18 protein-coding genes are annotated in these 14048 nt (G+C 66.8%); 11 read left to right on the top strand and 7 right to left on the bottom strand.

Going from position 1 to position 14048, the window contains the following annotated elements:
* Positions 1-25: 25 nt before the first annotated feature.
* A complete protein-coding gene (locus NOV86_RS17245; protein WP_267642933.1) occupies positions 26-1615 on the bottom strand; it encodes a hypothetical protein in 1590 nt (529 codons plus the stop codon).
* 147 nt (positions 1616-1762) lie between these two features.
* On the opposite strand from NOV86_RS17245, the gene NOV86_RS17240 reads away from it, so the two are divergent.
* A complete protein-coding gene (locus NOV86_RS17240; RefSeq protein WP_267642932.1) occupies positions 1763-2062 on the top strand; it encodes a hypothetical protein in 300 nt (99 codons plus the stop codon).
* 13 nt (positions 2063-2075) lie between these two features.
* Here NOV86_RS17240 and NOV86_RS17235 read toward each other — a convergent pair whose 3' ends face one another.
* Positions 2076-2570: a DUF7321 family protein gene (locus NOV86_RS17235; protein WP_267642931.1), complete on the bottom strand. Its 495-nt coding sequence runs from the start codon at positions 2568-2570 to the stop codon at positions 2076-2078.
* Positions 2571-2667: 97 nt separating this feature from the next.
* Between NOV86_RS17235 and NOV86_RS17230 the strand changes: the two genes are divergently transcribed.
* From NOV86_RS17230 to NOV86_RS17195, 8 genes are read left to right on the top strand one after another with little or no spacing between them, the layout of a single operon-like run.
* Positions 2668-3510 (top strand): DUF7319 domain-containing protein, encoded by an 843-nt coding sequence (locus NOV86_RS17230; protein ID WP_267642929.1) that lies wholly within the window; start codon positions 2668-2670, stop codon positions 3508-3510.
* A gap of 60 nt (positions 3511-3570) precedes the next feature.
* Positions 3571-4242 (top strand): plastocyanin/azurin family copper-binding protein, encoded by a 672-nt coding sequence (locus tag NOV86_RS17225; RefSeq protein WP_267642927.1) that lies wholly within the window; start codon positions 3571-3573, stop codon positions 4240-4242.
* A 3-nt stretch (positions 4243-4245) separates the two neighbouring features.
* On the top strand, positions 4246-4635 hold the full coding sequence (locus NOV86_RS17220) for a DUF7318 family protein (RefSeq protein WP_267642925.1): 390 nt from the start codon (positions 4246-4248) through the stop codon (positions 4633-4635).
* A 3-nt stretch (positions 4636-4638) separates the two neighbouring features.
* Positions 4639-5523 carry a Rieske (2Fe-2S) protein gene (locus NOV86_RS17215; protein ID WP_267642924.1) on the top strand — a complete coding sequence of 295 codons (885 nt, stop codon included), beginning with the start codon at positions 4639-4641 and terminating at the stop codon, positions 5521-5523.
* A 2-nt stretch (positions 5524-5525) separates the two neighbouring features.
* Positions 5526-6320, top strand: a complete 795-nt coding sequence (locus NOV86_RS17210; protein WP_267642922.1) for a cytochrome b — start codon at positions 5526-5528, stop codon at positions 6318-6320.
* A 4-nt stretch (positions 6321-6324) separates the two neighbouring features.
* A complete protein-coding gene (locus NOV86_RS17205; RefSeq protein ID WP_267642920.1) occupies positions 6325-7089 on the top strand; it encodes a cytochrome b family protein in 765 nt (254 codons plus the stop codon).
* 21 nt (positions 7090-7110) lie between these two features.
* Positions 7111-7434, top strand: coding sequence for a DUF7315 family membrane protein (locus NOV86_RS17200; RefSeq protein WP_267642919.1), 324 nt, complete (start codon positions 7111-7113; stop codon positions 7432-7434).
* Entirely contained in the window at positions 7427-7684 is a 258-nt protein-coding gene (locus tag NOV86_RS17195) for a DUF7314 family protein (protein ID WP_267642918.1), read from the top strand. Before NOV86_RS17200 ends, NOV86_RS17195 begins: the two co-directional genes overlap by 8 nt.
* A 436-nt stretch (positions 7685-8120) precedes the next feature.
* On the opposite strand, the gene NOV86_RS17190 is transcribed toward NOV86_RS17195, so the two are convergent.
* The 3 genes from NOV86_RS17190 to NOV86_RS17180 form a co-directional block, all read right to left on the bottom strand.
* Positions 8121-8579 (bottom strand): DUF7313 family protein, encoded by a 459-nt coding sequence (locus NOV86_RS17190; RefSeq protein WP_267642917.1) that lies wholly within the window; start codon positions 8577-8579, stop codon positions 8121-8123.
* A 45-nt stretch (positions 8580-8624) separates the two neighbouring features.
* Entirely contained in the window at positions 8625-9392 is a 768-nt protein-coding gene (locus NOV86_RS17185; RefSeq protein WP_267642916.1) for an NAD(+)/NADH kinase, read from the bottom strand.
* A gap of 72 nt (positions 9393-9464) precedes the next feature.
* A complete protein-coding gene (locus NOV86_RS17180) occupies positions 9465-10793 on the bottom strand; it encodes a M28 family peptidase (RefSeq protein WP_267642914.1) in 1329 nt (442 codons plus the stop codon).
* Positions 10794-11036: 243 nt separating this feature from the next.
* On the opposite strand from NOV86_RS17180, the gene pdhA reads away from it, so the two are divergent.
* The gene (gene pdhA, locus NOV86_RS17175) at positions 11037-12068 is read left to right on the top strand and encodes a pyruvate dehydrogenase (acetyl-transferring) E1 component subunit alpha (protein ID WP_267642913.1); all 1032 of its coding nucleotides are present in this window, start codon (positions 11037-11039) and stop codon (positions 12066-12068) included.
* A 22-nt stretch (positions 12069-12090) separates the two neighbouring features.
* Here pdhA and NOV86_RS17170 read toward each other — a convergent pair whose 3' ends face one another.
* On the bottom strand, positions 12091-12354 hold the full coding sequence (locus tag NOV86_RS17170) for an MTH865 family protein (protein WP_267642911.1): 264 nt from the start codon (positions 12352-12354) through the stop codon (positions 12091-12093).
* Positions 12355-12410: 56 nt separating this feature from the next.
* A complete protein-coding gene (locus NOV86_RS17165; RefSeq protein WP_267642910.1) occupies positions 12411-12896 on the bottom strand; it encodes an Lrp/AsnC family transcriptional regulator in 486 nt (161 codons plus the stop codon).
* A 192-nt stretch (positions 12897-13088) separates the two neighbouring features.
* Here NOV86_RS17165 and NOV86_RS17160 point away from each other — a divergent pair, with 192 nt between their 5' ends.
* The gene (locus NOV86_RS17160; RefSeq protein WP_438266726.1) at positions 13089-14030 is read left to right on the top strand and encodes a DMT family transporter; all 942 of its coding nucleotides are present in this window, start codon (positions 13089-13091) and stop codon (positions 14028-14030) included.
* Positions 14031-14048 lie beyond the last annotated feature (18 nt).

Raw genomic sequence — 14048 nt, 5'->3', positions numbered from 1 at the left:
GCGTCGGCTCCCACCGCGGCTGCGACTAGCCTTCCTGCTCCGGCGTCGGCTCCGACGGCGCCAGCCCCGCGAGCGCCTGCCGGACCTTCGCGTTCTCTTCGACCCGCGCGTCGAGGTCGTCGAGCCGGTCGTCGACCTCCTCGATGGCGCCGGTCAGCCGGTCGACCGCGTCCCCGAGTTCTCGCAACTCGGCCGTCAGGGCCTCCGAGCGCTCCTCGAAGTCCGACCGGAGCGTCTCCATCGATTCTTCGAGGTCGTCGATGCGGTCCAGTTCCGCAGCGTTCGCCTCGACCGACTCGCCGAGGGTCGCACGCTCCTCGCGCTCCGCGCTCAGTTCCTCCGCGAGGTCGGCCTGCTCGGCCTCCAGCGTCTCGATGTCCTCCTGCAGGTCCTCGAGGAGGTCCTTGCCGGTCCCGTTCTCGTCGAGGAACGTCTCCATCGCGTCCGCGTAGGCGGCGAAGCGCTCGACGCGGGACTGGAGGTGGTCGAGCCGGACCTCGGTGCTCGTCCGTGGGTCGAACCCGAGCTTCCGGCGCAGCGTGATGCGCTCGTCCTCCGAGACCGACCCCTCCTCGAGTTCGGCGAGCAGTCGTTCGACCATCCCGTCGTCGCGGGTGGTCGTGGTGGCGTCGGCGTCCGCCTTGTCACCCGCGTCGGCGTCGACCAGTTCGTCGAAACTGAGGTCGTCGAACGGGAGGTCCTCGTCGTCGTCGCTGGTGTCCTCTGGGGCCGCCCGCTGTTCGAACCCCGCCTCGGTGAGGTCCTCCCGGAGGTCGTCGTAGTCGGCCTGCTCGACCGTCTCGCGGAGCGACTCGAACGTCTGGCGCAGCGACGCCGAGGCCGCGTCGTCCTCGGCCGTCGGCTGGCGCTCGCGGAGCACCGAGGTCTCGACCCCCTCGACGCCCTCGATGGACGAGAGGGCGTCCTCGACCACGACGTGCGGGAGGCGGGTACAGACGACCACCCGCACGAGCGACCCGTCGTCTCGCGCCTCGATGGCCGAGAGGTCGGGCTCGGTCTGTAACACGTCCGTCCCGTTCAGCAGCTCGCGGACGACCCGGTACTGCCGGGAGCCGGACCCCTCCACGAAGCGTATCTCGAAGCGGTACAGCCCCTCGGGCGTGGCCGGTTGCTCGTCGCCGTCGGCCTCCGAGATGTCGTGGACGGCGGAGAACACCGGTTCCGGGACGCGCTCGTCGCTCGGCAGCGCGTCGACCGGCTGGAGGTCGACCGTCTCGACCGTCTGGTCGACCGGCAGGTCGTCCGGTTCGTCGACGGCATCGACCCGCTGGACCGACGCGACCGTCGGGCGCGTGTCGAGCGATTCGACCACCGCCGGGTCGGTGACGACGGCCGCGTACTCGGCGGTCGTCGTCTCCTCTGGCGGGACGCGGCCCTGCCAGACCAGCGACCCGTCGTCGAAGGCGCGCCAGTCGCCCGGCGTCTCCGGGACGCCGACGTGGTCGAAGCCGAGGTCCTCGGGGACTGCCTCGACCAGCTGGACGTCGACCGGCACGTCGTACCGCGAATCGAGGTCGAGCCGGACCCGCGTGAGTCCCTGTTCGTCTATCGATACCCGTCTCGTCAGTCGTAACCCCCGGGCGTTGCAAAGCATGGTAACCCCCTGTTCCCCCAACCGGAACAGTTGGATGATAGATAATTCTGTCCAGAATATAAAAACACGGCTTGCTGATTAATGCACTCCCCGGAGGCTAGCCGAATAGGCCGGGCCCTCACCTCGATGGCCGGACAACGTCGGGATATGACGGACGATTCGACAGACGCCGACCAGAACACCCACGTCGAACAGCGCAACGAGGAGGGTATCCCGGACGAGCTCGGAGAGCCGGGCGAGGACCCACCCGACGAGACGGCCGATGCAGTCCCGGACGACGAGGAAGGCGAGGTCGAAGAGGAACACGAGGAGGCGATGGAAGAGCGCGAGGAGGAAGAGCTCGAACCGGGCCAGCACAAGAACACAGACAAGATGAACACCACCGCGGAGAACCAGACCAACGACGACAACGGCCCCGACGAGATGCCGAACCAGGGGCCGAACTGACGCCGCGAGGGGCTCAGAACGGGGCCTCGAGGAACCCGTACCGGATGAGGTAGCGTCCGACGCCCAGCACGTAGGCGAGCAGCCAGAAGACGACGTAGCCGAACACGCCGATCCTGAGGCGGCGACGCCAGTGCGACATGTCCTCGCCGAGCTCGTCCAGGTCCACGTCCTGGTCGGGGTCGTTGTACAGGTTGTAGCGCATCTTCGCGCGGAGGATACGGTAGATGCCCGTGAGCGCGAACACCAGCAGCGCGTACGCCTGGAGCCCGAGGAAGGCGTGCAGTGCCGCCAGGCCACCCAGTTGCTCGAACAGCCGTGGAGCCATCCACGTGACGACCGGGACGGTGTTGAGCACCAGTCCGGTGACGATGAACTTCAGGTGGTAGGTGAGCACCCCCCACGTCACCACGTCGGCGTCGATCATGATCCAGGCGCCGTAGAGGTAGAACGGGAAACTCGCGGTCACGAGCGCCAGCGCGACCGTCGCGATCGTCGTGTCGCCGACCATACGTGTCCCTCGGGGGGCCGTCGGGTTAAACCGTCTGAAACCGGGCGGGGTCGTGCGTTCGGAAAGCGTTTACCGGTCCGGGCCCAAGGGTCGGCAGATGACTCGACCGATACGGGCGGACGGCGGGACCGACGCGGACGTCCCGGACCCGTCAGAGGAGGAACTCCGCCGACGCGTCGAGGAGACCTACGACTTCGAGAACTTCGGCCCGCAGGACATGGCGGAGATGTCCTACGAGGAGTGGGACGCGGTCTTCGACCCCGACTCCTGGATCGTCGGCCAGGAGTTGCTCGAACGGGTCCAGCAGGACCTCCGCGCGCAGGTCGCCGCCCGCGACGTGTTCGCCATCGTCGAGCGCGTCCGGTACGAGGGCGAGGAGTGCGTCCTCGCGTACTCCGACGAGGGGTACGCGCTGGTGTTCCCCGACGGGTCGACCGACGGGTTCGGCACCGTCCTCCGCGACGTGAAACCGACGGTCGCACTCTGCTCGATGGACGACTACGAGCCCTCGGAGGCCCAGGCGAACGCCGTCCTCCCGCACCCGGAGGAGGTGCCCGAGGGCAGCGGCCAGCTCGGGAACTGGATGCTCCAGGCCGTCGCGTTCGTGCTGTCGCTGAGCGCGCTCGCCCTGTTCGGCGGTGCGGCGTTCCTCTCGAACCCGGGGCTGACCGGTGACTCGGCCATCGCTCGCGGAGTGATGGTCGTCGCCGGCATCATCTTCCTCCTCACCGCCATCGTGCTCTTCCTGACGGTCGCGAACGCCCGCCTCTCGGACCGGTTCCGGGCGAAGGAGTACAAGCAACGGCTGCGCGCCGTCGGCCTCGAGGACGGGGAGCGCCCGGAGTTCCTCCCGGACGTCGAGTTCCTCGAGGACTCCCGTCCCGAGACGCGGCGCACGCTGGACGAACCGTCTGAATCTCCCCCCGAGCCGGATTCGTAAACCCGTTCTCGGCGGCGGCATCGGTGGGTTTAAGCGAACCCAATCCTGAGCATTTCATGTATGAATAGGCGGGACTTTCTGAAGGCTGCCAGCGGCGTTGCCGGAGGCGCTGCAGCAGCGAGCACGGCGGCGTCTGCTGCCGGGCAGGAGGAGACAACGACGACCTCCGGAACGTCCGGCACCTCCACGGGGACCGGCACAGGTACTGGGACCGGCACTGGTACCGGCACCGGCACCTCCGGTGGAGGCGGCGGCGGAGGCACAGAGACCGTCAAGGTCGGCCCCGGCGGGAACTACGTGTACACACCCGGCACGGACAGTCCGCTGTACATCACGCCCGGGACGACCGTCGAGTTCGTCTGGGAGTCCGACAACCACAACGTGAACCCCACGAGCGTCCCCGAGGGCGCGTCCTGGGAGGGCCACAAGCCCATCGAGAACACCGGCTTCTCATTCAGTTCGACGTTCGAGACGAAGGGGACCTACGAGTACCAGTGTGACCCACACGCCGGGCTCGGCATGAAGGGGTCCATCATCGTCAACGACAGCGGCCAGGCCCCCTCCAGCGGTGGCGGGGGCGGTGAGGTCGACCCCGAGCACATGGGCGTGCCGTTCCAGGCCCACTGGGTCGGCATCGCGACCATCCTCGCGATCCTCGCCTCGCTGATGTTCACGTTCTACATCGTCAAGTACGGGGAATCTGCACACAGCAGTAGCCCCGGGAGGAAGTAAGCCATGTCCACGAAAGGAAGCAACTACGGTGACATCCACCGGTACGAACCGGCTCGCGAGAGCACGGCTGCCGCGGTCGCGATCGTCTTGCTGACCGTCATCGAGGTCGTGTTCGTCGGCGTGTTCACCTACGGACTCGTCAGCGGCTGGGGCCTCGACGAGGTCGGGAACATGTACCTCGGATTCCTCCTCGCGATCATCTTCATCGACCTCGCGTTCATCCTGCTGCTGTACCGCAAGGAGTTCCTCCCCGACGTGATGATCGTCAAGAAGCGCCGTCGCAAGTGGGAGGACCTCTACATCCGTGAGGAGGACGTCGATGGCGTGAGCCTCGGCGGCGGCTCCGCCATGGACACACTCAAACGTGCGGTCTACCCATATTACAAGAAGTAAACCATGCCAGTTGACGAAGACAAATATCCGGTCGAATCGGACCGTCGCCGCTTCGTGAAGGGCGTCGTGGGCGGCGCGACACTCGCGGGCATCACGACCGCGGGGTCCGCCGCAGTGAACTCCGCGACAGCCCCGAGCGGTGAAGGCGGTGGGACGACGACCTTCCGGGCGGTCGAGAACACGGACGGTCCCGCACCCCGCGGGATGCCACAGATTCCCATCGAGCTCGAACCCATCGATGGTGAAGACGACTTCTACATCAAGGGCCTCTGGCCCGAGGTGTCCACCGAGAACCAGCAGGGCCGTGAGGTCACGGTCGCCAAGCAGCAACTCGGTGGCGTCACCTACTCCTCGGAGTGGTTCCAGTACTGTGGCGTCCAGACGTACTCTGGCGTCTACCCCAACGCGGCGGAGGAGAACTCCGACCTGACGAACTACTTCCGGTACACCAACAGCTCCCAGTACGAGTGGCAGTCCAACGATGTCAGCGGTGGCGACCGCATGAAGCTCAGCGACTTCGAGGACTACAAGACCTGGGAGAACGGCGTCGGCACGCCCGGTATCGGGAAGCCGGCGACGGGCACCTGGCGCTCGGAAGGCCTCGAGCCGGCAGAGACGATGCCGGTCGAGGTCATCCGCTCCGAGAAGATCGAGCAACTGGCGAAGGAGAACCCCGACAGCTGGCTCGCCGCCAGCACCGAGAAGGGTGTGATGGCACACCTGAACAAGTGTACGCACTTCTGTTGCGTGCCGGGGTTCAAGAAGGAAGGCTCCGGCAAGTTCGGCGCGGCAGACGCGATCTACTGCCAGTGCCACCAGTCGGTGTACGACCCGTTCAACATCGTCGAAGCATCGTTCGTGGCACTGCCACGTCCGGATAAGGAGTAACAATGAGTCTCGAGAAGAAAGACGAATACGACCACGGCGGGTGGATGAAGACGAAGGACCTCACGCCCGTGGAGAAGACGTACCTGACCGTCCTCATCTGGATGGACAAGCGTCTTCGGCTCGTGGACTACCTGGAGCTGGTCGAGAACCTCTACTACAAGGTCAACCTCCAGATGCCCAAGAGCCACACGGAGCAGTACAACCTCGACAACAAGTTCTGGTACTGGTACCCGTTGTACGCGTTGGGGAGTTTCTCCACGATAGCGTACGTGGTGGCCGCGCTCTCTGGCGCGCTGCTCGGGTTCTACTACTCGCCGGCGACGACGGGCGACCCGTCGACCGCGTACAACAGCATCGTGTTCATCATGACCGACCTGAACTTCGGGTTCATGCTCCGGTCCATCCACCGGTGGTCGGCCCAGGTGATGGTCGCGGCGGTGTTCCTGCACATGCTCCGTGTCTACTTCACGGGCGCGTACAAGGAGCCGCGCGAGCTGAACTGGATCCTCGGCATCATCCTCATCTCCCTGACGATGGTGTTCGGGTACACCGGCTACCTGCTCCCGTGGGACCAGCTGGCGTACTGGGCGGGCCAGATCGGCGTCGAGATGTCGCTGTCCATCCCGCTCGCGGGTGAGTGGGTCGCCCAGCTCCTGTTCGGCGGCTTCTCGCTGAGCCAGGCGACGCTCCAGCGCATGTACATCCTGCACGTGTTCGTGTTGCCGTTCGTGGTGACGACGCTCATCGCCATCCACATCGGCATCGTCTGGATGCAGGGAATCGCGGAACCGCACTAGAACCATGGCAGACGAAAACGACAACGAACCTATGACGGACGGCAGCGGTACTGGCATCGTCGCGCCGGACGACGAGGTCCCGACGTGGCGCGAGCGCAAGGAGCGCACGCAGGGCCTCTCCCGGCTGACGTACGAATACTTCGAGCGCGCACGCCGCGAGGACCAGGACCTGCGCATGGAGTCCGACTACGTCGAACGTGACGTGCTCGGCTTCCCGACGTGGCCCCACGAGATGATCCGCAACCTCGCCCTGACGAGCTTCTTCGTCGGGATGATCATCTTCCTCTCGGCCACGCTCCCGCCCCACATCGGGCCGCCGGCCGACCCGTCCACGACGCCGGCCATCATCCTGCCCGACTGGTATCTCTACTGGTCGTTCGGCCTGCTGAAGCTCGGTCCCCTCAACCCCGAGCTGAGCATCCTCGGCGGGAAGAAGCTCGTCTCCGACCGCACCTACGGTGTGCTCGCGAACGTGGTGGTCGTCGGCTTCATCGCCATCGTGCCCTTCCTGAACAAGGGGAGTGCACGCCGCCCCGTCGAGCAGCCGTTCTGGGCCGCAGTCGGTGTGATGGGCGTGGTGTTCGCGTTCACCATCTCCGTGCTGTCGGTCAAGAATCTGGTGCCGATGGACTCCCACCTGCTGTTCGACCTGACGTGGCTCATCCCGCCCATCGCCGGGCTGGTCGCCTACGCGGTCTTCAAGTCGATGCAGGAGGGCTACATGTACAGCCTCAACCGGCGCTACTACCGCCTGCGCCCGCCGAAGTAACACCTCCCGTTCTCTCCTCCCATGGACGATACAGACGACGCACAGTCGACAGAACCGAGTGGCCCGCGGGGCCGCGAGGTCGAGGTCCCGATGCGCGTGTACAAGACGGTGACAGTGGTCGCCACGCTGCTGGCGATGGTCGGCGTCATCGCTGGATTCGTGTTGCTCGATTCGGCGACGAACCGCGCGACGGCCGAACTCTCCGAGGTGAACGTCGTGCTCGCACTCGTCGGGCTGGCACTCATCGTCGGCGGTGCGGCCGTCTACGCCTTCTCGACCCGCTTTCGCACCGCGGGAATGGGAAAGTCTAAAGACGACTCCTCCGAAGATTCAGACAATGGCTGACGAATTTGGCAAGGGCCTCGCCATCGGCACCGGCGCTGGCCTCATCTGGATGGTGCTCGCCGGATGGTACAACACGCCGAGCTTCGAGGGCGCACAGCTGACCGGCCCGGGGCCGGAGAACCCGGGCGCGTACGACGCCCTCGGCGTCATGGTCAAGAACGGCCTCTTCTGGTTCGCCGTCCTCGGGATGCTGACCTTCTGGGTCGTCATCCCGGCCGCGCGCGAACTGCAGGGACAGCTCGCCGAGTGACGGCTTCTCTCCTGTCGTTCTCCAGCCGGCCAGCGACGCGTGTCGCGGTCGGCAGGGCGCGTCGCGGTTGGCCGGGCGCAGCGTGACCGCAGGACGGATGGACGACTCGCGATGCGAGTCCGTCCGTCGCGCCCGCAGTAAGGTGGTTGCGCCAGTCACGACGAATGCGATACTGCTGGCGGTGCGGATGCGACATCCCGGGCACTCGCAGAGACCAGATAGCGACACCGGTACGAGTCAGGTTCGAGAGTGTGCGAGACGGCCGTGATTCGCGGTCGCGGAGCCGCCCCTCAGAAGCGGACGAGAGCGACGCGACACTGGAGCGAGGGAGGAACAGGTGGAGACACGCGGGGAGGACAGGGACGAGGGACGGACCGTCGAGAGTGGCGGCCCGCTGGCTGGGCGGCGCCGAACGCGAGAGGATGGAGTCGCCGGTTCAGACGATGGCCGTCCAGACGTCCTTCACGAGGAAGAACAGGGACTGGAACCCGGCGTAGGCGAGGACGAACACGGAGGCGCCGAGGGCGCCCTTCGGGGCACGGGGTTTCGCGTCCTTGCGGACGTCGACCTCGCGGACCTCGAACTCGAAGAAGTCGGCGAGGAACATGCCGATGATGAGCATCGAGAGGACGATGCCGCCGTGCTGTTCGACGGTGGTGTAGTAGAACGTCGCGAGGATGAGCACGACGTTCGTGGCCTCGTGGGGCAGGTAGCGCGAGAGCGATTCGGTGTCCTCGTCTTCGGCCTGCTTCACGTCGTTACGGTACGCGAGGAAGCGCGTGGCCATGTTGACCACGACGAGCACCAGCAACAGGTACTCGATCGCCAGGACCCCGCCGACGACCTCCTGGGCGAGCACCTGGTCGAGGGGTCCGAACATCGTATCTGGATCCATGTTCGTGTCTCGGTGGTGGTTCCATTAGAGTTTTTCCAAAGCGGCCTACCATCGGGCACCGCTCTCGGCCGTGCAGACGAGGGTGAGTTCGGGGCCCGCAGAGAGCGAGACGGTGACCGCGGGGCCGACCTCGCGGAGTGCGCGGTCGTCGACGCGCAGCGACACGGTCCCCTCGTCACGTTCGACGGAGAGCTGGAGGTCGTCGTCCGCGACGACCCAGTGGTCGGCCTGGATGGCGAAGGGCGCGATGGGGACGACGACGCCGGTTCCGGTCCCGGGTTCGAGCGTCGGGCCACCGGCCGCCTTCGCGTAGCCGTGGCTGCCCGTCGGGGTCGAGACGACGACGCCGTCGGCGCGGAACTGCGAGACGAGGTCGCCGCGGGACCGGACCGCGTACTCGGAGATGCGCGCAGGCTCTGCAGTCACGAGCGTCACGTCGAAGAGGGCGACCGCGTCCTCGCCGTCGATGGTCACGTCGAAGCAGCGGCGGGACTCGGTCGTGGCCTCGCCCCCGAGCGCGTGCTGGAGTGCCTCGGCGAGGGCGTGGTTCGGGACCGACCGGACGCCCCGCCCCGCGTCGACGGGCAGGACGGGCACGTCGATACCGGCGCGGACGAGGTCGAGCAGGGCCGACTCGCCGAGCGCGACGACGAACGACGGCGACGCGCCGACGAGGGTCGCCGGGTCGTCCACGAGCGGAACGCCACCGGCGTCGGCGACGGCTGACTCGGCCGCGGCGACGCGCGCAGCCTCCGGCTCACCTGCGACTCCCACCGACGGCGACGACTCCTCGTCACCCACCACGCTGTCCATGTGTCGTAGTGGCGCCCCCGCCGACAAAAAAGGCTCCACTCCGTCGTCGGGTCCGGGGTGACCCGTGTCGCCTCACTCGGACTCGTCGTAGGGCCAGTCGCCGGTGATGCGCATGCCCTCGGCCTGGTCCTCGTCCTCCAGCGCGGCCGCGATCTCGTCCGGCCGGCGGTGGGCGGCCGCGAACTCGTCGCTGGCGAGGTGGACCGCGAGGTCGCCGAGCAGGATGGCCTGTTCGCGCAGGTCGCGCTTCTCGAGTTTGTCGAGCGTGTCCGCGTGCGTGTGTCCCCAGCCGCGGCCGGTCCCGCTGGACTCGCCGTAGACGTGGTAGCCGGGGACGCCCCACTGGACGAAGGGCCAGTGGTCGCTGTGTGGGCCCTGTTTGGGGACCGCCTTGAGCGGGTGGTCGAGTCGGTCGCCGACGGTGTCGAGCGCGTCCGACAGCTCCGGGAAGCCGTGGGTGTAGAACGCGAGGTCGCGGGCCTGAACGACGCCGTCGTTGTTGAGGACCGCCTTGACGTCGTCGAAGTCGGTCTGGTCGGCCTCGTGTTCGGCCCCGACGAGCCCGACCTCCTCGGCGCCGAAGCAGACGAACCGGACGCGCGTGTCGAGTTCGTCCTCGCGGTCGGCGAGCAGGCGCGCGAGTTCGACGACCATGGCGGTGCCGGCGCCGTTGTCCATCGCGCCGGTCGAGATGTCGTGGGCGTCGACGTGGCTCGTCACGAGGACCGCCTCGTCCGTGTCGGGGCCGAGTTCGGCGTGGACGTTCTGGCTGGTCGCGTCGTCCGTGGTGGCCTCGACCGAGACGGTCACGGCCTCGCCGTCGTACTGCCGGGCGAGCTGTGCGCCGGTCTCGGCGGCGACGCCGACGGCCGGAATCTCGCCGATGGGGTCCTCCTGCGTGCCGACCGAGCCGGTCGGCGGGAGGTACCCTTCGACGTGGTTGCGGTAGACGAAGGCGGCGGCGCCCGCCTCGACGGCGTGGTAGTACTTCTCGCGTCGGTGGATGTAGCGGTCGTAGTGGTCGGGGATGTCGGACCGGACCATGACGACCTTGCCCTCGCAGTCGGCGTCCTCGAAGTCCTCGGGCAGGCCGTACCCGAGGTCGAGCAGGTCGCCGCTCGCCGACGCGCCCGGACTCCGGGGGAGCGCGATGCACTCGTGCTGTTGCGAGAAGGTCTCGTCGCCGGCGTCGACCGAACTGCTGCCCCGTTCCCAGCCCTGGATGTCGAACTCGTCGAGGTGCGCGTCGCGCGCGCCGGCCTCGGCGAGTGCGTCGCGCGTCAGCTCGGCCGCGTCCCGCTCTCCCGCGGACCCGGCCATCCGGTTGCCGACGTCGACGAGCCGCTCGAGGTGGTCCCATCCGGTGTCGCTGACGAACGTGCGGCCGATCCAGGTAGACATGGTCAGCCGTGTGGGCCCGCCACGCGTAAGGATTGCGACTCCGGCACATGGCTAACGATTTTTCATTGGAGAGTGTCGATTCGGCCGTTACTCGCAACATACTGCACCCGAGTTTAAATACTGAGTCTACTATTCCTCGCCGAAACCCTGCCGAGGCGATGTTTTATTACCTATTGGCCCTATCATCCGATAGACCCTCAGGTGGTCCTAATGTCAAGTGAGGCCCAAAATCTCGTTCGTGTTATGTCCCCGGGCGGCTCTGCCGTCGGTGACCGTCAGCTCTCGGAACAGGAGGCGAAGTCCCTCTACGAGACGATGGTGCTCGCCCGGACATTCGACGAGAAGGCCATCAGCCTCCACCGGCAGGGGCGTATCGGCACCTACGCCCCCATGCGCGGGCAGGAAGCCGCCCAGATCGGCGCGGCCGCCGCCCTCGCAGACCGGGACTACCTGTTCCCGACGTACCGCGACCACGCGATGTTCGTCCAGCGCGGTATCGACCTGCGCGAGGTCCTCCTGCACCTGCTCGGCGACGGGCAGTACATCGACCGCGAGGACCCGGCGGGCCTCACTACGTTCCCCATCACCATCCCCATCGCGACCCAGCTCCCCCACGCCGTCGGCATCGGGATGGCCGCCCAGCTCAAGGGCGACGACGTCGCCTCCCTCGTCTCCTTCGGTGACGGCGCGACCTCCGAAGGCGACTTCCACGAGGCGTTGAACTTCGCGGGCGTGTTCAACACCCCGACGGTGTTCTTCTGCCAGAACAACGGCTACGCCATCTCGGTGCCGCGCGAGCGCCAGACCGCCAGCGCGACCATCGCCCAGAAGGCCCAGGCCTACGGCTTCGAGGGCGTCCGCGTCGACGGGAACGACGTGTTCGCCGTCCACGAGGTCATCACCGAGGCGCTCGAGAAGGCCAGGAACGGCGGCGGGCCGACGCTCATCGAGGCCGTCACCTACCGCCGCGGCGCCCACACCACGACCGACGACCCCTCGAAATACCGCGACGAGGACGACGCCGCCGACTGGCTGCAGGAGGACCCTCTCGACCGGTCGCGCACCTACCTCGAGGAGGAGTTCGACTGGTCCGCAGAGGACGAGGAGGCTGTCCACCAGTGGGCGAAAGAGGAGGTCGCCGCGGCCGTCAGCGCGGCCGAGGAGCACACCGGGTACGAGCCCGAGGAGATGTTCGAGCACGCCTACGCCGAGATGCCGGACCACCTGCGGCGCCAGCGCCGCGAGATGGTCGACGAACCGCGCGTCGACCACTGACCGGCGCCGTTCCGACCGCGAGTCAGAGCAGCCCTTCTTCTCGCATCGCCGCGATCACGTCGTCGACGACCTCGTCAACCGACTCGTACGGGAACGACTGGTAGTCGGCGAGCCGGACCGCCAGCTCCATCGCGCTGTAGCGCTCCTCGCCCACCTCGAACCGCGTCTGTGGCCCGCCGGGAATCGCCGGTACGAGGTCGAAGGGGTCCGCGACGGGGTACTCCGCGGATTCCAGCGCGGCCGTGAGCTGGGCCCGGAGTTCGCGCTCGACCGCGTCGTCGTCCATACCTGCGGGTCGGGCGTGGGGGCGCAAAAACGTTCCCCGCGTGCCGAACTGGGGGGTCAGTCCTCGGTGAACTCATCCAGCAGCGTCTCCAGACTGTAGCTCTGGAGCCCGCGCGGGTCGTCCCACAGCGTGTCGATGACGTAGGTGGAGTTCGTGCGCTGGACCTCGGGGACCTCCTCGAAGTCCCGGATGATGCGGCCGACCATGTCGCTGTCGCGCAGGCGCGCGATGGCGATGAAGTCCGTCTCGCCCATCGTCGAGAACACCTGCGTGACGCCCTCGATGTCGCGCAACTGGTCGGAGACGACCTCGTGGGGGCCGCTGTAGTCGGCCAGCACCTCGACGATGACGGTGACGCTCAGGCCGAACGCCTCCTTGTCGATGTCGTAGAGGTCGTTCTCGACCACGCCGGCCTCCTTGAGGTTGTTCAGTCGGTAGTGGATGGTCGACACCGGGATACCCGTCTCCTCGTGGAGTTTCTCGGGACTGCCCGTCCCCAGTTCGGCGATGGCCTTGAGCAAGCGCACGTCGCGTTCGTCCATTGCGTGAGGGGTCGGTAGCCACCGTAATGAACGTTCGGCACATTCTGTTTCGAACCAGATTCGAATATAATCTAGATTCTCGTAGATACTGTTTACAAACCCGAATATTCTCACTATTCAGACCACTAATTCTGTTCCCCTTGCGCAACTCTTTAATATCGGCAATCGTCCGTAGTTGCAGATACGAACATGATTCACGCGAACCTTTGGAGAAGACTTTCAGATACGAGCGGAATGTTCCTGATTCTCGCAATCCTCTGGGGGACCTCGTTCGTCGCCATCGAGGTCGGTCTGCACCACTTCCCACCCATCCTCTTCGCCGCGTTGCGGTACGACGTGGCGGGGCTCATCGTCCTCGGGTACGCCCTGTACTCGACGGACCGCTGGCGTCCCCGGACCCGCCAGGAGTGGCTCCAGACGGCCGTCACCGCGGTCTTCGTCTTCGCGGCGTACCACGCCCTGCTCTACATCGGCGAACAGCACATCTCCGGGGCGGTCGCCGCGGTCGTCATCAGCCTCTCGCCCATCCTGACCGCGGGCTTCGGGAGCGTCCTCAAGGTCGACGACCCGCTCCAGCCACTCGGGGCCATCGGGTTCCTCTGTGGCATCGCGGGCGTCGTGGTCGTCGTCCAGCCGGAACCGGGTACCGCGCTCTCGAGCAGTCTCATCGGCGTCCTCCTCGTCTTCATCGCGGGGACCAGTTTCGCGCTGGGGAGCGTCCTCACCCGCCCCCTGCACACCGGCCTCCCCGTCCAGACGATGGAGGGCTGGTCGATGCTCCTCGGCGCCGGGCTGCTCCACGTCGTCAGCCTCGGGCGCGGCGAGTCGTTCGCCGCCATCGAGTGGACCGGGACCGCGGTCGTCTCGCTGGCGTACCTCACCCTCGTCTCGGGCGTCGTCGCCTTCCTGCTCTACTTCGAGCTGCTCGACCGGCTCGGCCCGACCGAGATCAACCTCGTCGGCTACCTCGAACCCGTCGTGGCGACCGCCGTGACCTGGCTCCTCTTCGGCGACCTCGTCGACAGCACGACCCTGTTCGGGTTCGCCGTCATCTTCGCCGGCTTCGCTCTCATCAAGCGTCACGCGCTCTCCGGGTTCCTCCGTGACCGGGTGCCGGTCGGCCGCCGGTTCTGACGGCGACACACCGGCAAT

Source organism: Haloarchaeobius amylolyticus (assembly GCF_026616195.1).
GTDB lineage: Archaea > Halobacteriota > Halobacteria > Halobacteriales > Natrialbaceae > Haloarchaeobius > Haloarchaeobius amylolyticus.
The sequence above is the reverse complement of the archived record's forward strand: the minus strand, read 5'-3'. Positions and strand labels throughout refer to the sequence as shown.

What these genes read in the sequence shown, in the direction of transcription:
- NOV86_RS17245 (WP_267642933.1), bottom strand. Translation starts at nt 1,615, where the DNA reads ATGCTTTGCAACGCCCGGGGGTTACGACTGACGAGACGGGTATCGATA.
- NOV86_RS17210 (WP_267642922.1), top strand. Translation starts at nt 5,526, where the DNA reads ATGAGTCTCGAGAAGAAAGACGAATACGACCACGGCGGGTGGATGAAG.
- NOV86_RS17195 (WP_267642918.1), top strand. Translation starts at nt 7,427, where the DNA reads ATGGCTGACGAATTTGGCAAGGGCCTCGCCATCGGCACCGGCGCTGGC.
- pdhA (WP_267642913.1), top strand. Translation starts at nt 11,037, where the DNA reads ATGTCCCCGGGCGGCTCTGCCGTCGGTGACCGTCAGCTCTCGGAACAG.
- NOV86_RS17165 (WP_267642910.1), bottom strand. Translation starts at nt 12,896, where the DNA reads ATGGACGAACGCGACGTGCGCTTGCTCAAGGCCATCGCCGAACTGGGG.
- NOV86_RS17225 (WP_267642927.1), top strand. Translation starts at nt 3,571, where the DNA reads ATGAATAGGCGGGACTTTCTGAAGGCTGCCAGCGGCGTTGCCGGAGGC.
- NOV86_RS17235 (WP_267642931.1), bottom strand. Translation starts at nt 2,570, where the DNA reads ATGGTCGGCGACACGACGATCGCGACGGTCGCGCTGGCGCTCGTGACC.
- NOV86_RS17240 (WP_267642932.1), top strand. Translation starts at nt 1,763, where the DNA reads ATGACGGACGATTCGACAGACGCCGACCAGAACACCCACGTCGAACAG.
- NOV86_RS17220 (WP_267642925.1), top strand. Translation starts at nt 4,246, where the DNA reads ATGTCCACGAAAGGAAGCAACTACGGTGACATCCACCGGTACGAACCG.
- NOV86_RS17170 (WP_267642911.1), bottom strand. Translation starts at nt 12,354, where the DNA reads ATGGACGACGACGCGGTCGAGCGCGAACTCCGGGCCCAGCTCACGGCC.
- NOV86_RS17215 (WP_267642924.1), top strand. Translation starts at nt 4,639, where the DNA reads ATGCCAGTTGACGAAGACAAATATCCGGTCGAATCGGACCGTCGCCGC.
- NOV86_RS17200 (WP_267642919.1), top strand. Translation starts at nt 7,111, where the DNA reads ATGGACGATACAGACGACGCACAGTCGACAGAACCGAGTGGCCCGCGG.
- NOV86_RS17230 (WP_267642929.1), top strand. Translation starts at nt 2,668, where the DNA reads ATGACTCGACCGATACGGGCGGACGGCGGGACCGACGCGGACGTCCCG.
- NOV86_RS17190 (WP_267642917.1), bottom strand. Translation starts at nt 8,579, where the DNA reads ATGGATCCAGATACGATGTTCGGACCCCTCGACCAGGTGCTCGCCCAG.
- NOV86_RS17180 (WP_267642914.1), bottom strand. Translation starts at nt 10,793, where the DNA reads ATGTCTACCTGGATCGGCCGCACGTTCGTCAGCGACACCGGATGGGAC.
- NOV86_RS17185 (WP_267642916.1), bottom strand. Translation starts at nt 9,392, where the DNA reads ATGGACAGCGTGGTGGGTGACGAGGAGTCGTCGCCGTCGGTGGGAGTC.
- NOV86_RS17205 (WP_267642920.1), top strand. Translation starts at nt 6,325, where the DNA reads ATGGCAGACGAAAACGACAACGAACCTATGACGGACGGCAGCGGTACT.